This is a genomic window from Olleya namhaensis (assembly GCF_900114005.1).
Lineage (GTDB): Bacteria > Bacteroidota > Bacteroidia > Flavobacteriales > Flavobacteriaceae > Olleya > Olleya namhaensis.
Genome location: NZ_FORM01000001.1, coordinates 70241 through 86743, shown reverse-complemented (window position 1 = coordinate 86743; position 16503 = coordinate 70241). Strand labels below are relative to the sequence as shown.

General features: G+C 34.4%; 12 protein-coding genes. 8 read left to right on the top strand and 4 right to left on the bottom strand.

What is annotated here, in order from left to right; translation table 11 throughout:
• Positions 1-8: 8 nt before the first annotated feature.
• The 7 genes from BMZ09_RS00325 to BMZ09_RS00295 all read left to right on the top strand — a co-directional run bounded on the left by BMZ09_RS00325 (position 9) and on the right by BMZ09_RS00295 (position 13385).
• Positions 9-1928, top strand: coding sequence for a glycoside hydrolase family 13 protein (locus BMZ09_RS00325; RefSeq protein ID WP_090836462.1), 1920 nt, complete (start codon positions 9-11; stop codon positions 1926-1928).
• 47 nt (positions 1929-1975) lie between these two features.
• On the top strand, positions 1976-5452 hold the full coding sequence (locus BMZ09_RS00320; protein WP_177183491.1) for a TIM-barrel domain-containing protein: 3477 nt from the start codon (positions 1976-1978) through the stop codon (positions 5450-5452).
• Between the two features lie 7 nt (positions 5453-5459).
• Positions 5460-7136, top strand: a complete 1677-nt coding sequence (locus tag BMZ09_RS00315; protein ID WP_090836460.1) for an alpha-amylase family glycosyl hydrolase — start codon at positions 5460-5462, stop codon at positions 7134-7136.
• A 411-nt stretch (positions 7137-7547) separates the two neighbouring features.
• Positions 7548-8972 carry an alpha-amylase family glycosyl hydrolase gene (locus BMZ09_RS00310; protein WP_090836458.1) on the top strand — a complete coding sequence of 475 codons (1425 nt, stop codon included), beginning with the start codon at positions 7548-7550 and terminating at the stop codon, positions 8970-8972.
• Positions 8973-9187: 215 nt separating this feature from the next.
• On the top strand, positions 9188-11140 hold the full coding sequence (locus BMZ09_RS00305) for a YgiQ family radical SAM protein (protein ID WP_090836456.1): 1953 nt from the start codon (positions 9188-9190) through the stop codon (positions 11138-11140).
• 525 nt (positions 11141-11665) lie between these two features.
• A complete protein-coding gene (locus BMZ09_RS00300; protein WP_090836454.1) occupies positions 11666-12031 on the top strand; it encodes an endonuclease domain-containing protein in 366 nt (121 codons plus the stop codon).
• Between the two features lie 550 nt (positions 12032-12581).
• Positions 12582-13385, top strand: coding sequence for a hypothetical protein (locus BMZ09_RS00295; protein WP_090836451.1), 804 nt, complete (start codon positions 12582-12584; stop codon positions 13383-13385).
• Positions 13386-13391: 6 nt separating this feature from the next.
• Here the strand turns inward: BMZ09_RS00295 and BMZ09_RS16100 are convergent, their stop codons facing one another.
• Positions 13392-13562 carry a hypothetical protein gene (locus BMZ09_RS16100; protein WP_177183490.1) on the bottom strand — a complete coding sequence of 57 codons (171 nt, stop codon included), beginning with the start codon at positions 13560-13562 and terminating at the stop codon, positions 13392-13394.
• 185 nt (positions 13563-13747) lie between these two features.
• Here BMZ09_RS16100 and BMZ09_RS16095 point away from each other — a divergent pair, with 185 nt between their 5' ends.
• Positions 13748-13906, top strand: a complete 159-nt coding sequence (locus BMZ09_RS16095; RefSeq protein ID WP_177183489.1) for a hypothetical protein — start codon at positions 13748-13750, stop codon at positions 13904-13906.
• A 105-nt stretch (positions 13907-14011) separates the two neighbouring features.
• On the opposite strand, the gene BMZ09_RS00285 is transcribed toward BMZ09_RS16095, so the two are convergent.
• The 3 genes from BMZ09_RS00285 to BMZ09_RS00275 are packed head-to-tail and all read right to left on the bottom strand — an operon-like array spanning position 14012 to position 16479.
• A complete protein-coding gene (locus BMZ09_RS00285) occupies positions 14012-14950 on the bottom strand; it encodes an alpha-protein kinase family protein (RefSeq protein ID WP_143067765.1) in 939 nt (312 codons plus the stop codon).
• Positions 14943-16181 (bottom strand): DNA (cytosine-5-)-methyltransferase, encoded by a 1239-nt coding sequence (dcm, locus tag BMZ09_RS00280; RefSeq protein ID WP_090836443.1) that lies wholly within the window; start codon positions 16179-16181, stop codon positions 14943-14945. The genes BMZ09_RS00285 and dcm overlap by 8 nt, the downstream gene beginning before the upstream one ends.
• Positions 16171-16479 (bottom strand): helix-turn-helix domain-containing protein, encoded by a 309-nt coding sequence (locus BMZ09_RS00275; RefSeq protein WP_090836441.1) that lies wholly within the window; start codon positions 16477-16479, stop codon positions 16171-16173. The genes dcm and BMZ09_RS00275 overlap by 11 nt, the downstream gene beginning before the upstream one ends.
• Between the last annotated feature and the right edge of the window lie 24 nt (positions 16480-16503).

Here is a 16503-nt window from a genome sequence, read left to right as displayed (position 1 = left end):
TAATTAAGATGACAAAATTAATTCACATAGCATTAATCATTTTAATTAGTGTTAGTTTTTCATGTAAAGAAAAGGTTGGTAACGCTAAAGTTTCTGAGGTTGTAACCGAAGTTAAAAATGACATAGAACGGATTGAGCCTCCTAATTGGTGGGTTGGTTTTAAAAATCAACAACTCCAGTTATTAATCAAACATCCTAATATTTCTGAAGCAAAAGCAAGCATAAAGTATCCAGGTGTGTCTATTGATAAAGCCCATAAGGCAGATAGTCCTAATTATTTGTTTTTAGGATTGTCTATAGCAGAGCATGTCAAAGCAGGACAGTTTAATATTTATTTCGATTTTAAAAACGGAACGCAACTTGTACAAACCTACCAATTAAAAGATAGGGAAAGCGAAGCTGCGGATATACAAGGATTTGATAGTAGTGATGCTATTTATCTAATAACGCCTGATCGTTTTGCAAATGGAGATACTTCTAATGATATAGATGTCAATTTAAACGAGAAAACCATAAACAGAGCAGACGATTATGGTAGACATGGTGGTGATATAAAAGGGATCATAAATCATCTAGATTATATTCAGGAGATGGGGTTTACCCAAATTTGGTCGTGTCCTTTATTGACCAATGACATGCCCGAATCGTCATATCATGGCTACGCAATGACGGATTTTTATCAAGTAGATCCACGTTTTGGAACTATAGAAGAGTATCAAGAATTAGCTGCAAAAGCTAAAGAAAAAGGTATTGGTTTAATCATGGATCAAGTCGCAAATCATTGTGGAAGCCAACATTGGTGGATGCAAGATTTACCTTTTAAAGATTGGGTTAATCAGCAATCTAATTTTGAAACTAAACAACCATTAGCTAATTCTAATCACAGACGTACAAGTAATCAAGATTTGTATGCTTCAAATCGTGATAAGACCGAAATGACTGAAGGTTGGTTTAGCGCAAGAATGCCAGATTTAAATCAGCGTAATCCGTTTATGGCTAACTATATAATTCAGAATAGTATTTGGTGGATTGAAACTTTACAATTAAGCGGAATCAGACAAGACACTTATCCTTATCCAGACAAAATGTTTATGTCGGATTGGGCTGGAGCTATTATGGACGAGTATCCTAATTTTAGTATTGTAGGAGAGGAATGGAGTTACAACCCATTGCTAATTGCCTATTGGCAAAAAGGGCATGAGAATAAAGATGGTTACCAATCTAATTTAAGGTCAACCATGGATTTTGCAATGCAAAACAATATTGTGGAGGCTTTAAATCAAGAAGAATCTTGGGATAAAGGTTTGGTTAAAATATATGAAGGCTTAGCAAACGATTTTGCATATGCCTCTCCAAAAGATATTATGATATTTCCGGATAATCATGATATGAGTCGCATTTTTACACAATTAAAAGGGGATGTGCCAAACACTAAAATGGCTTTAAGTTACCTATTAACCTTACCTAGAATTCCGCAATTATATTACGGAACAGAAATTTTAATGGACGACTTTGCAAAACCTGGAGACCATGGTTTGATTCGTACTGACTTCCCAGGAGGATGGGAAGGTGATACTGTTAATGCATTTTCAGGAGAAGGGTTGACAGATGCTCAAAAGGACATGCAGTCATTCCTTAAAAAAGTATTGAATTACAGAAAAACAAGTGCTGCTATTCACGATGGGAAAACCATGCACTTTGCACCATTTATGGGAACATATTTTTTATTTAGAGTTATTGAAGGTGAAACCGTCGTACATATTATTAATAAGAATAAAACACCAATGACCATCGATTTAAAACGTTATGAAGAAATAGGATTACATGGAAAGACATTAAAAAATATAATTTCTGGTGAAACTTTCAAGTGGCAAGATGAAATTATCTTAAACGAAAGAGGAAGTCTGTTGTTAACCACTAAATTATAAATCGCTGTCACACTGAGCGCAGTCGAAGTGTTTCATAAACTCAAATAATGAAAAATTTATTATACATATTATCTTTTTTGCTTTTTCAAATAGCATCAGCACAAGTCACAATAATTATTGAAGAACTTCCAAAAGATACACCAAAAGAAGCAACAATTTTTATTTCAGGTGATTTTGAAGGTTGGTCTGGTGGACATAAAGATTACCAGTTACAATTAGTAAATGGACAGTATCAAATCACACTTCCCAAAACAGAACAACGTATTTTATATAAGTTTACCTTAGGGAGTTGGGATAGTTCAGAGAGTAGCAATACAGGTGAGAAAATTGATAATCGTATCTATAAGTTTAATAAACCTAACGACACACTACACGTTAAAATATCAGGTTGGAGTCATTTGTTTGATACTACGGAAGTCTCGACAGCTTCAAAAAATGTATCCATTATTTCAGAAACTTTTAATATCCCACAACTTAATAGAAAACGTCGTGTTTGGATCTATTTACCTCCAGATTATAACACATCAAAACAAGATTATCCTGTAGTTTATATGCATGATGGTCAAAATGTTTTTGACGCAACTACTTCTGGTTATGGTGAGTGGAATGTAGACGAAACTTTAGATAAATTATTTAAAGACAACTTAAAACTTATTGTGGTTGGTGTAGATAATGGTGCTTCTAAACGCTTAGATGAATATTCTCCATGGGTAAACAGTGCATATGGTGGAGGCGAAGGTGAAGCCTATGTCAATTTTATTGTAAACACATTAAAACCTTATATAGACACTAATTATAACACTAAAAAAGACAGTAGCAATACAGCCATTTTTGGAAGCTCCATGGGCGGTTTAATTTCGCATTATGCAGCTTTAAAACACCCAACTGTTTTTGGTAAAGTTGGTGTGTATTCACCAGCATTTTGGTTTGCTCCAGAAGTAAAGCCTTTTACTGTGTCTCATGCTAATCTTCAAGATACTAAAATGTATTTTTTAGCAGGAGGAAAGGAAGGTGAAAAAGCAGGCTATGACGAAATTAGCCAAACCGTTACAGACATGAATAGTGTTATTTCTATTTTAAAAAATAGCGGTTTTCCTGAAAAAAACATCCAATCTAAAGTAGTACCAGAAGGAAAACATAACGAAGCGCTTTGGAGTAATAATTTTTCTGAAGCCATTACTTGGTTGTTTGAAGACGCGATTGAAAAAAGAGTGTTTAAGTCTGTTAAATTTCAAAATAATCAATTAAATATTCAGGTTTCCGATGGAAGCTATTCTATCTGTTTTTACAGTCCTGAAATTATCGAAACTACATTTTTACCAACAGGTGAAACATTTGATAAAAAATCACATGCTGTTGTTTTGGATAAAACGCTTTCTGATGTAAAATTTAATGAGACAACTTCAGAGATTAGTTTTCAATCTAAAAAAATAACAGTAAAAATCACCAAAGCACCTTTTCATATTTCCTATTGGAAAGACGGAAAAGAAATCACGTCGGTTAAAAATGGTTACCAAAAAACAGACCAATTTGAAACTATTAGTTTCAACTTAAAATCAGACGAAGTTTTATACGGTGGAGGCGCAAGAGCCTTAGGCATGAATCGCAGAGGAAACCGTTTAGAGTTATACAACAAAGCAGATTATGGTTATGAAGACCGTAGTGAATTAATGAACTACACGATGCCAATTGTGGTGTCTTCAAACAAGTATTTAATTCATTTTGATAATGCGCCCATTGGCTTTTTAGATTTAGATTCTAAACAAGACAATACACTGACTTACGAAACCATTTCAGGTAGAAAAACTTATCAAATTGTGGTTGGCGATTCTTGGTTAGATCTAACAAAAACCTACACGCAATTAACAGGAAGACAACCGATGCCACCACGATGGGCTTTAGGTAACTTTTCTAGTCGCTTTGGCTATCATTCGCAACAAGAAGTCGAAGCAACGGTTCAAAAGTTTAGAGACGAGAAGATTCCGTTAGATGCCATAATTATTGACATTTTTTGGTTTGGAAAAACCGTCCAAGGGACAATGGGGAATTTAGCATTTGATCGCGATTCGTTTCCTAATCCAAAACAAATGATAAAAGGACTGAAAGACAATAACGTAAAAACGGTGTTAGTAACAGAACCGTTTGTGTTAACCACATCTAAACGTTGGGACGAAGCGGTTAAAGAAGATGTTTTAGCAAAAGATACGCTTGGAAACCCATTTACATTCGATTTTTACTTTGGTAATACAGGACTGATAGATATTTATAACCCAAAGGGCAAGCAATGGTTTCAAAACATCTATAAAGACTTATCAGATTTAGGTGTTTCTGGGGTTTGGGGCGATTTAGGAGAACCAGAAGTGCATCCTAAAGGATTACAACACGCCACAGGAACAGCAGACGAAGTTCATAATATCTATGGTCATAATTGGGCAGAATTAGTGCAAGAAATGTATAGTAAAAATGTACCAAATACAAGGCCCTTTATTTTGATGCGTGCAGGAAGTTCGGGGTCGCAACGTTTTGGAATGATTCCTTGGTCGGGAGATGTTAATCGTACATGGGGCGGATTACAATCGCAACCAGAAATCGCATTACAAATGGGGTTGCAAGGATTGGCGTATATGCATAGTGATTTAGGAGGTTTTGCAGGCGCTAATTTGGATGACGAGTTGTATGCCCGTTGGTTACAGTATGGTGTTTTTCAACCTATTTATAGACCACATGCGCAAGAAGATGTACCAGCAGAACCTGTGTTTAGAAGTGATAAAGCCAAAGCCTTAGCAAAACAGGCTATCGAATTACGTTATAAATTATTACCATATAATTATAACTTGGTGTTTGAAAACAACCAAACTGGAGCGCCTTTAATGCGAGCCTTATTTTTTGAAGAGGAAGACAATAAAGAACTGCAAACTATGGCTTCAACATACCTTTGGGGGAATGACTTTTTAGTGACACCAATTGTAAATCCTAATCAAACAGAAGCAGAGGTTTACTTTCCTGAAAACAGTCTTTGGTTTGATTTTTACACGGACAAAAAAGTAAACGGAGGACAAATACGTTCCGTGAAAACGGAAGAAAATAACATTCCGACATATGTTCGTGGTGGTGCTTTTATTCCGACCGCAAAACCAATGCAAAGTACAGCGGAGTATAACGGAAACACATTGGATGTACATTACTATTTTGATGCATCGGTTTCAGAAAGTAAGCGTACACTTTATAATGATGACGGAGCTACTAAAAATGCTTTTGAAAAAGGGAAATATGAGATTTTAGAGTTTCATTCTAAAACCACTAAAAAAGCGCTAGAGCTTCAGTTTGACGCTGAGGTTGGTTCTAATTACGTAACAACAAGCAAAAAAATAACGGTGGTGATTCATAATTTTCCATCGGACCCGAAACGTATAAAAACAGACAATAAAAAATTAGATTTCAATTATAACCAAATTAGTAAGATTTTAAGTTTTGATGTGCAATGGAATCCTTCATCAGCCATCAAAACACAAATAAAATATTAAGTATAATATGAGAAAAGGGATACTTTTATTAGCAATTACAATGCTTGTTTTTAGTTGTAAAACTGAGAAAAAAGAAGCACAAGACTTAGCCGAAAATCAAAAACCAAAGACTATGGAAATACCTTTTGTTTGGGAAGCAGCAAACTTATATTTTCTGTTAACAGATCGTTTTAATAATGGCGATAAAACCAACGATATTAGCTACGGACGTACAAAAGAAACAGGCGTTTTACGTGGTTTTGAAGGTGGCGATTTAAAGGGGATTACGCAAAAGATTGAAGCGGGTTATTTTACCGATTTAGGGGTTAATGCGATTTGGATGTCTCCAATTGTGGAGCAAATTCACGGTGCAACCAATGAAGGGACAGGAAACACGTATGGATATCATGGCTATTGGACTAAAGATTGGACTACTATTGATGCCAATCTAGGAAATAAAACAGATCTTAAGAATTTAGTGGATGCGGCGCATAAAAAAGGTATTCGTATTCTACTAGATGCAGTAATTAATCACACAGGTCCAGTTACAGAGCAAGATCCTGTTTGGCCCAGCGATTGGGTAAGAACGGGACCACAATGTGACTATAAAAATTACGATAATACAGTAACATGTACGTTAGTTGAGAATCTTCCAGATATAAAAACAGAAAGCAATGAGGCTGTCGCTTTACCACCTGAATTAGTCAAGAAGTGGAAAGCAGAAGGGCGTTATGAGCAAGAGGTCGCAGAGTTAGATGCGTTTTTTAAGGCAACGGGTTATCCTCGCGCACCTCGTTTTTATATCATGAAATGGTTAAGCGATTATATCACTGATTTTGGAATTGATGGTTACAGGGTAGATACCGTAAAACATACCGAAGCTTATGTTTGGCAGGAGTTTAAGTCGGTTTGTGATAACGCTTTCGCGGAATTTAAGCAGAACAACCCAGATAAGGTATTAGATGATACTGACTTTTATATGGTGGGAGAAGTTTATAATTACGGAATTTCGACAGGAACTGCTTTTGATTTTGGAGATAAAAAAATCAACTATTTTGACAAAGCATTTAATAGCTTAATCAATTTTGAATTTAAATGGAATGTGGCGCAACAAACGTATGAAGAGCAGTTTAAGACCTACGATAGTATTTTAAATAATGACTTAAAAAACTATGGTATTTTAAATTATTTAACCTCTCATGACGATGGGCAACCTTTTGATGCCAATAGAGAAAAGGCATTCGAAACTGCTACCCGTTTATTATTGTCTCCAGGAACTGCTCAAGTCTATTATGGAGATGAGTCTGCAAGAGATTTAACTGTGGAAGGTACAGTAGGAGATGCAACGTTAAGAAGTAACATGAATTGGGAAGAATTATCTCAAAAACAGGACTTATTAATCCATTGGCAAAAACTAGGGCAATTTAGACGTAATCATCCAGCAGTAGGAGCAGGACAACATAAGATGATAAGCGAGACGCCTTATATTTTTAGCAGAAGTTATAGTAAAGGAGAGTATAAAGATGACGTTGTTATTGGTTTTGACTTACCTAAAGGAGAACAAACTATTACGGTGTCTTCTGTGTTTGAAAACGGAACAACAGTTAAAGATTTTTATTCGGGACAAACTTTAGAAGTTAAAAATGGAAGTATTACAATAGCAACAGATTCAACCATTATTTTAATAGAAAAAGTAAACAACTAATCTCGCAAATAACCAATGTCACACTTAGCTAATGTCACACTGAGCACAGTCGAAGTGCTCATAAGATATAAGTAAGAGTTAAAGTAAGAAATCTAAAATTCAAAAGAAGCAGACAAAAACATCATCTCTATTAAAAACAACCAATGTCACACTGAGCACAGTCGAAGTGCTCATAAGATATAAGTAAGAGTTAAAGTAAGAAATCTAAAATTCAAAAGAAGCAGACAAAAATATCATCTCTATTAACAACAACCAATGTCACACTGAGCGCAGTCGAAGTGCTTTTAAGTTATAGTAAGAGTTAGAGTGAAAAATATAACATTAAAAAAGAAGCAGACAAAAACATCATCTCTATTAACAACAACCAATGTCACACTGAGCGCAGTCGAAGTGCTCGCAAAATAATACACAATGAAAAAAATAATATTATCCCTAGCAATCTTGACCATGTTTGCATGTAAAGAAGAACAAAAACAAACTGAAACAAAAGCAGTTTCAGAAGAAAAAGTAGCACTTAAATCCATATCGGATTCAGTTTTAGAAACTGCTGTTATTTACGAAGCTAATATCAGACAATACTCCCCAGAAGGGACCTTTGAACAATTCACAAAGGACATTCCGCAGTTAAAACAAATAGGTGTGAAAGTGATTTGGTTAATGCCAATTTTTCCTATTTCGGAAACAAAACGTAAAGCAACTGGAGGTGCGGATAGTAAGTTTGCATCTGAGTTTCCAGAAGCAGAACAAGATAAATATTTAGGAAGTTATTATGCAGTATCTGATTTTACTAAAATCAATCCGGAATTTGGAACGATTGAAGATTTTAGAACATTATTAACGACTGCTCATGATAACGGGATTTATGTAATTTTGGATTGGGTGCCTAATCATACAGGTTGGGATCACACCTGGTTAAAGACTAATCCAGAATTTTACACACAAAATGATAAAGGAGAAGTAGTACATCCTTTGGATACGGATTGGACGGATGTTGCAGATTTAAATTACGACAATCAAGAGATGCGTAAGGCAATGATTAAGGATATGAGCTATTGGTTGGCAGAAGAAGGTGTTGATGGTTTTAGATGTGATGTGGCAGGTTCTGTGCCAACCAATTTTTGGCAACAAGCTATTCCTGAATTGCGCGCTAAAAAAGACATTTTTATGCTAGCTGAAGCTTGGGAGCCAGAATTGTTAGAAGACGGTTTATTTGATATGGGATATGGATGGGATAGACATCATGCCATGAACCATATTGCAAAAGGAGATAGTGATGTGTCAGAATGGTATACTGCGATGAAAACAGATGCTGAGCGTTATGCAACCAATGATATTTTAATGAATTTTGTAACCAATCATGATGAAAACTCATGGAATGGCACTGTAAAAGAACGTATGGGAGAGGCTTCAGAAATGATGACAACCTTAAGTTTTTTAACGCCAGGAATGCCATTAATTTATTCGGGACAAGAGTTTGATTTAGATCACAGGTTATTATTCTTTGAAAAAGATAGTTTCCCACATAGCAAAGGAAACACGTGGGCATTATTAGAAAAATTAGCAACGCTAAAACAAAGTAATAAAGCATTGTACGGAGGAAAAGCATCAGCAAAATATACACCGATTGATAACGGAACAGCTGTCTTGTCTTTTTCAAGAACAAATGGAGGTGATGAGGTTGTTTTTATTGCTAATGTGTCTAAAGCAAGTGTAAACGCAAATCTGCCACAAAAAGGGCAATATCTTGATTTTATGACCAATCAAATGGTAGTATTAAAAGGAGAGGCTATTCCATTGGCTGCTAATGAATACAAAGTCTTTGTAAAGCAGAATTAACAGAATTAGTAGTGTGTTAGAAAAGTTGGACGTCATGCCAATTTTTCTGTTTTATAGACCTTAATTAATGGATTAAATAAAGGGTGTTTGTTTAAACTAGTTGAGAGTCAGTAGTGTTACCTATTAAATTAGAATGGCATTATTTATATTAAAAAATATGCTAAACCCTTTTACAATAGTGTTTAAGAGTCTTTTTTTGACTATTTTTGCAGACTATGCAAGAATTAAAACTTTCAGATTGGTTACCTACCACAAACAAAGAGGTGAAAATACGCGGATGGGAAGCACTAGATGTTATCCTTTTTAGTGGGGATGCTTACGTCGATCATCCAACGTTTGGTCCAGCGGTAATTGGGCGCATGTTAGAAAGTTTTGGCTTACGTGTAGCCATTGTTCCGCAACCAAATGTTAACGATAATCTTCAGGATTTTGTTAAACTAGGGAAGCCTAAATTATTTTTTGGTGTTACAGGTGGTTGTATGGATCCAATGATTAGTAATTATAATGCTAATAAAAAGAAACGTGATAAAGATGCGTATACTCCAAATGGAGATATTGGGTTTAGACCAGATTACGCAACATCAGTATATTCTAAAATTTTAAAAGATAAGTGGCCAGATACACCTGTTTTAATAGGTGGTATTGAAGCGTCTTTGCGTCGTGTAACGCATTACGATTATTGGAGTGATCAATTAATGCCTTCTATTTTAGAAACTTCAAAAGCAGACATGTTGGTTTACGGAATGGGAGAACAGCCCTTACGTGAAGTGGTGCGTTTACTTGAAAAAGGGGTGCCTTTTAATAGTATTAATACAGTGTTACAAACTGCTGTTCTTTTAGATAAAGGAGACAGTATTCCTAAAAATGCAAATTGGGAAGATATCGAGATCTCATCCCATGAAGTATGTTTAAGTGATAAAAAACAGTATGCTTCTAACTTTAAAGTTATAGAGCAAGAGTCTAATAAATTGGCTGCTAGACGAATTTTTCAGAAAGTAGGAGAGAAGACCTTAATGATTAATCCACCTTATCCAACCATGACGGAAAAGGAGATTGATGCGTCTTTTGATTTACCATACACAAGATTACCACATCCAAAATATAATAAGCGTGGACCAATTCCTGCGTTCGAAATGATTAAGTTTTCTATCAACATTCACAGAGGATGTTTTGGTGGTTGTAGCTTTTGTACCATATCAGCACACCAAGGAAAATTTATTGCATCCCGTAGTCAAGAGTCTATTTTAAAAGAAGTAGATACCGTTGCTAATATGCCTGATTTTAAAGGGTATTTAAGTGATATTGGAGGGCCAAGTGCTAATATGTATCAAATGAAGGGTAAAGTACAGTCTATTTGTGACAAGTGTGTTGCGCCTAGTTGTATTTCGCCAGTAATATGTAGTAATTTAGATACGTCACATAAACCGTTAACGGATTTGTATCAAGCGGTAGATAAGCATCCAAAAGTAAAAAAATCATTTATAGGTTCTGGAATTCGACACGATATGTTGGTACCAGAATTTAATAAAAATGCCGATCCTAAAGAGCTTGATGCTTATACGGAAGAGGTGATGACTAAGCACGTTTCTGGTCGACTTAAAGTAGCACCAGAGCATACTAGTGATCCTGTATTAAAACTGATGCGTAAACCATCGTTTAAATACTTTCATAAGTTTAAAGAGCGTTTTGATAAGATTAATATCGCTAAAGGTTTAAAACTACAATTGATTCCGTATTTTATATCTAATCACCCAGCGTGTGAGGTAGAAGATATGGCTAACTTAGCTGCCGAAACTAAGGATTTAGGATTTCAGTTAGAGCAAGTGCAAGGGTTTACACCGACGCCTATGACTGTTGCTACCGTAATTTATTACAGTGGTTACCATCCATACACACTTAAAAAAGTAAATACACCAATTACACGTAAAGAGAAAGACGAGCAACATCGTTTTTTCTTCTGGTATAAAGATGAAAATAAAGCGTGGATCAAAAAGACCCTAAACAAATTAGGGCGTCAAGATTTACTAAAAGTGTTACTACCAGAGAAAGCAGAAAAATGGCGTAAAAACGCACCTAAAGGTGATGCTAAAAACACGTTTAATGATGCGGTTCCTTTTAATCAACGAAAAAACAAGGCTCAATTTAAGTCTAAAAAGAAACGTCGTTAAAAATCGACTAGTTATAAATAAAAAAACCACTAATATTAGTGGTTTTTTTTTGTTGTATATCTGAGTGGTTCTTCTGAGTGGGTCTGAGATAGCTGAGTGTGAACACCCCTGCGGTCCCCTCAAGGGGACATTATTGCGGAGTGTTGCGTGCTAAGAGTACCCTGTATTTTATGTTTACCAATTTAACTAGCGTCAAAACTGTTGATGCGATGGTTGTCCCCTCGAGGGGACTTTAGGGGTGTCCGTAAAGAGGGGTCTGAGGTAGTTGAGTGTGAACACCCCTGCGGTCCCCTCTAGGGGACATTCTGCCGGAGTGATGCGTGCTAAACGTCGTTATACATTTTATGTCTCCCAATTATATTAGCACCAAAACTATTGATGCGATAGTTGTCCCTTAGAGGAGACTTTAGGGGTGTTCTTAAAACACATCTCCAAATAATGTTATATATTTAACTCGTTAGTTCATAGTTAAATAAGCTTCAAAAGTGTGTCCGGAGCGTATAATTACTTTAAGTATTCTACACAATGAGAAATAAGATCATCCCATACCGTTCAGACTTAAAATTGTTTGCAAGACAATTACGAAAAAATAGCACATTAACCGAAGTCTTAATTTGGCAAAATATAAAACAACGCGCTTATGGTGTTCAGTTTCATAGACAGGTGCCTATGTTGAATTATATAACAGATTTTTATTGTCACGAAATTGGTTTAGTTATCGAGATCGATGGCTCTAGTCATGATCATAAAGTATTGTATGATGCTAAAAGACAAGGCGAATTAGAAGCGTATGGTGTTACTTTTTTAAGGTTTACTAATGAAGAAGTAAAGAAAAACATGTTTAGTGTGTTGTTGGTTATTGAAGAAAAAGTTAGGGAGTTGAGTGCGTGACAGAAAATCAAGCCTGACTAAAGCTGGGTGAACACCCCTGCGGTCCCCTCAAGGGGATATTGTTGCGGAGTGTTGCGTGTTAGGCTTCTTCATAAACTTTATATTTATCAAACTAAAGTAGCGTCAAAACGGTTGATGTGATGGTTGTCCCCTAGAGGGGACTTTAGGGGTGTCCTTAAATAGCGTTCCTGACATACCTGAGTAAAACACCCCTGCGGTCCCTTCAAGGGGACATTCTGCCGGAGTGATGCGTGCTAAACGTCGTTATACATTTTATGTCTCCCAATTTAATTAGTGCCATAACTATTGATGTAATGGTTGTCCCCTAGAGGGGACTTTAGGGGTGTCCGTAAAGAGTATCCTACAGCATAACCAGTAATAGTCCCATCAGACCTATTTTATGAGCCAATAAAATGTGTACAAATACTGTTGAGGTAATAGTTATTCCTTCCGGTACTTTAGCGGTGTTTATAAAACCATCCTTAAATAATTCATATCTTTAACCTATAGAGAGTAAGCTTACACAAAAATCAATATAGATTAATATACCATGAAAAAACGACTACAAATAATTAACGGAGTTGCATTTGTTTGTGTAATTGTAATGAACTATTTATCTAATACAGGTTTATTAAATAACACAACCATTGGCGAAATCTCTAAAGACTATAACACATTATTTACGCCAGCAGGTTATGCGTTTTCAATTTGGGGATTAATCTACCTGTTTTTAACAGGGTTTATAGTCTATCAAGGACGTAGTTTGTTTGTAAAGGTTAGAGATGACGCTTTTATTTTAACAACAGGTTGGTGGTTTTTAGTCTCCTGTATTGCTAATTGTGCTTGGATTGTCACTTGGATTTACGGTTACACCTTACTATCCTCAATATTTATCTTTATTATACTATTCTCTCTATTACAAATAGTGCTTAAAAATAAAATGGAACTATTTGATGCTCCAATTTCTGTAATTGTGTTTTTATGGTGGCCTTTTGTAATTTATAGTGGTTGGATTACCGTAGCTAGTATTGCTAACGTCTCTGCAGTTTTAGTAAAATATAATTGGGACGGTTTTGGATTGTCTCCTACATTTTGGACCGTTTTATTAATAGTAATAGCAACCATAATAAATATAGCAGTGACCTGGAAACGAAACATGCGCGAGTTTGCACTTGTTGGTGCATGGGCTTTAATTGCTATTTATGTTGCCAATAACGATGCTAATAGTACTGTTGCTTATACAGCGCTAGTTGCGGCTATTATTTTAATAGTAAGCAGTTTTGCGCATAGTTTTAAAAACCGAAAAACAAATCCAGCAATTAAGTGTATGGAGTATTTTAGGGGTAAGAAATAATAAAATTTAACCAACAGAGAGTTTGGCAGCATCTTTCCATAAATAATTAGGCATAGGTTCGCTTAGCTTCCAATTGATACTCATTGGTTTGGAGCCATAATAATCTTTTATATCACCTTCTCCAATAAATACATAGCCTAGGCTATTGCCAAATTGATTTTTTGCTTTTTCTCTCATTGAAATAAAATCAAAAAAAGAAATACAACTAATTGATTAATAGGTTTTTGTGTTTAATTTTGTTATATTTATGTGACAAATTACATTTAAATAAAGTTATGTATACATCTATAAGTGAAACAGAAAAACTAAGACATCCATATTACCAAATAATGGAATTAAAGAATAAAGAACTACAACTCGAATTGAATACTTGGTCTCGATTGGAGTTAATTGATTGGTTATGTTGGAATGATCGAAATGGTATTTATAGAGATGAAGATTCTATAAGTGAAATGGATAATATTTTAGGTAGAAATGAAGCTATTGAAATTATGAGTAGACAAATTTTAGAGAACCAATAATCGCAGGTTTTTTATTTTCTGAAATTATATGGATTTATGAATTGCAAACTTTTCAACTAGAATATTATCTTAAATATGGAAATCATAATCTAACTTAAAATATTTTTATTTTTTTCTGTTTTTAAGAATTAAGCCGTTTTGTATGTCCAGAACAGGTTTGTCGATGTAAAGAATGTTGGGGAAAAGTTTTGATCCCGCAGCAATTAATATACGTTCAACTAATAACCTTGTGTGTTCAGAAGTATCTGGTGGTAATTGTATTATACAATATTCGGTCCATTCATCAAAAGAATGATGCTTTTGTGTCTGAGGATAGCGTTGTGATAAAGATTTTTTTGTTTCACCAAAATATACTTCTTTTAACTCTCTGTTTAATAATATATAAATATTGTTTTCATTTACTTCTTTAGAAATATTTTCTCTTAATTTCCAATCACTAACTTGAATTCTTCTTAATATTTCATCTTCTGAACTCAATAAGTAATCTGCAATTAAATAAGAACTCAACTCATTAAAAACTTTTGGAAAACCTTGTGACTCTTCTTTAACCCTAAAAAATTCTTTTATTGTTACAACAGGCTTATCATCATTCCATTTAATTTTGACTTGTAATTGTTCTTTGAATCCACCAATGTCAAATTCAGTATACTTTAAGTTTTTATAATGTTCATCACCAATATGAAACTCTAGTGCTCTTACAAAACTTTTTGGATAATCTTTAGCTAATTGAATTGCAAATTCATTATCCCATTTCAATCTATAACTACTTGTTTGGCTTCTGCCTGTTGCAAAAAACAAAGATAAATTTCCTGTAAATTTATTTTTTACTTTTCCTAATTCTCTTGGCGATTCATAAGTTATATCAATTTGCCATGATTTATTATTTGAATTATGAGACTCCAAAACTGTTTTTTCCCATGATTGGGCGTAATATTGAGGAATAGAAATCATTAAATCATTGATGAACATTGACTTATGTATATCCAAAGGAAAGAATTTTGGGGATAGTCTAATTGGTTGAACTCTATTCTTTCTTTTATCCATTTGTGATTTTTTTAAAAAGTTGTTTTCCAATTCTTTCAATAACTCCTACAACTAAGGCATTACCCATAAAAAATGCTCTTTTTGCATCTGTAATCCCATCCAATTTCGTGTGATTTTTAGGAAACATATTTAGTCTTTCTAACTCAACAGGTGTTAATCTTCTTAAACCTCTACTTGTTGAGACTACATGTTTAAATCTTGAGGGAGATTTTCCTCCTTCTCCTGTAATAATAGTTCTAGATGCGTTATCTAGTGAATCAGGATAAATCATCCCACCTTCACTATAATTATATTCAAAACCTTCTTTAGTTTTACGTTTTTCTTTCTTTGCTCCTTTTAAATATTCCCATTTGGGTTTATCCTTTTCATCTATAAAAAAGTCAGGAGTAACTTCTCCATTCTGTAGTACGTTTCCAAGTACTATTTTTGGTCCATCATAATTAGGTGTAGTCTTGGCAGTATACACTATTCCTTTAACTAACATTCCTGTATTATGAAAAGGGGATAATTTACCGTCTTTATTAAACTCATTAGTTATTTCAACTAAATTCCCTTTTAATTCAACTTCTTGAATTTTAATGTTTTTTGCTACAGGAAAAGCTTTCGCTATAGTTCCTTCCTCTGTTAACCAATCTGTTTTACTAGACTTTATAAGTCTTTTGTATATATCTGTCGACTTATGATAACCAATAAAGAATACCCTTCTTCGTCTTTGTGGCATTCCGTATTCAGCTGCATTAATAACTCGCCATTCTACTGCATAGCCTAAATCATTTAAACTTTGAAGCATTACAGCAAAATCACGTCCTCTTTGATTTGCGGGAGATTTTAAAAGTCTATCAACATTTTCTAAAAACAGATATTTTGGTTTATTCTTTTTATTCTCTAAAATGCTATGAATTGACCACCAAAGGACTCCTTTTTTTCCTTTTAATCCTTTAGAATTATGTAACGTTGTTGCAACAGAATAATCTTGACAAGGGAATCCTCCAACCAATAAATCATGATCTGCTATTTCTTCAACATCTCTTGTTACAACTTGGTTTATATCTTCGTTTGAATGGTTTTCTTTTCCAAAACGTGCTTCATAAACCTCTGAAGCATGTTGCTTTTTAGTTGAAGGTTCCCATTGATTGCTCCACACAATTTCAAAATCACTTTTCTCAAGTCCAAGTCTAAATCCACCAACCCCAGCAAATAATTCTGCTACTCTTATTTTCTTATTTGCCATTATTTTGAGTTTTGTAATAGTTAATTTTTTCTTCTGCCACTTTTAAAATTTCTGTAGTTGATTCTGTATATTTCAAATCTTCCGCTATTTTATCTGAATACCAACTTATAATTAAATCTTTATGAGAAAGATTGTAAAAATCAGCAAGTCTTATCAATTGCTCTTTTGTAGGTTTTCGTTCGTTTTTCTCAAACTTGCTTATAAGCGATTGATCAATATCAACTTCTGCTGATACTTTTCGTAGAATTAAATTAATTCTATCTCTTGCTTCTTTGAGTGTTTCTCCTAAAGTTTTCATTAGACAAATTAGTTTTGGACAATT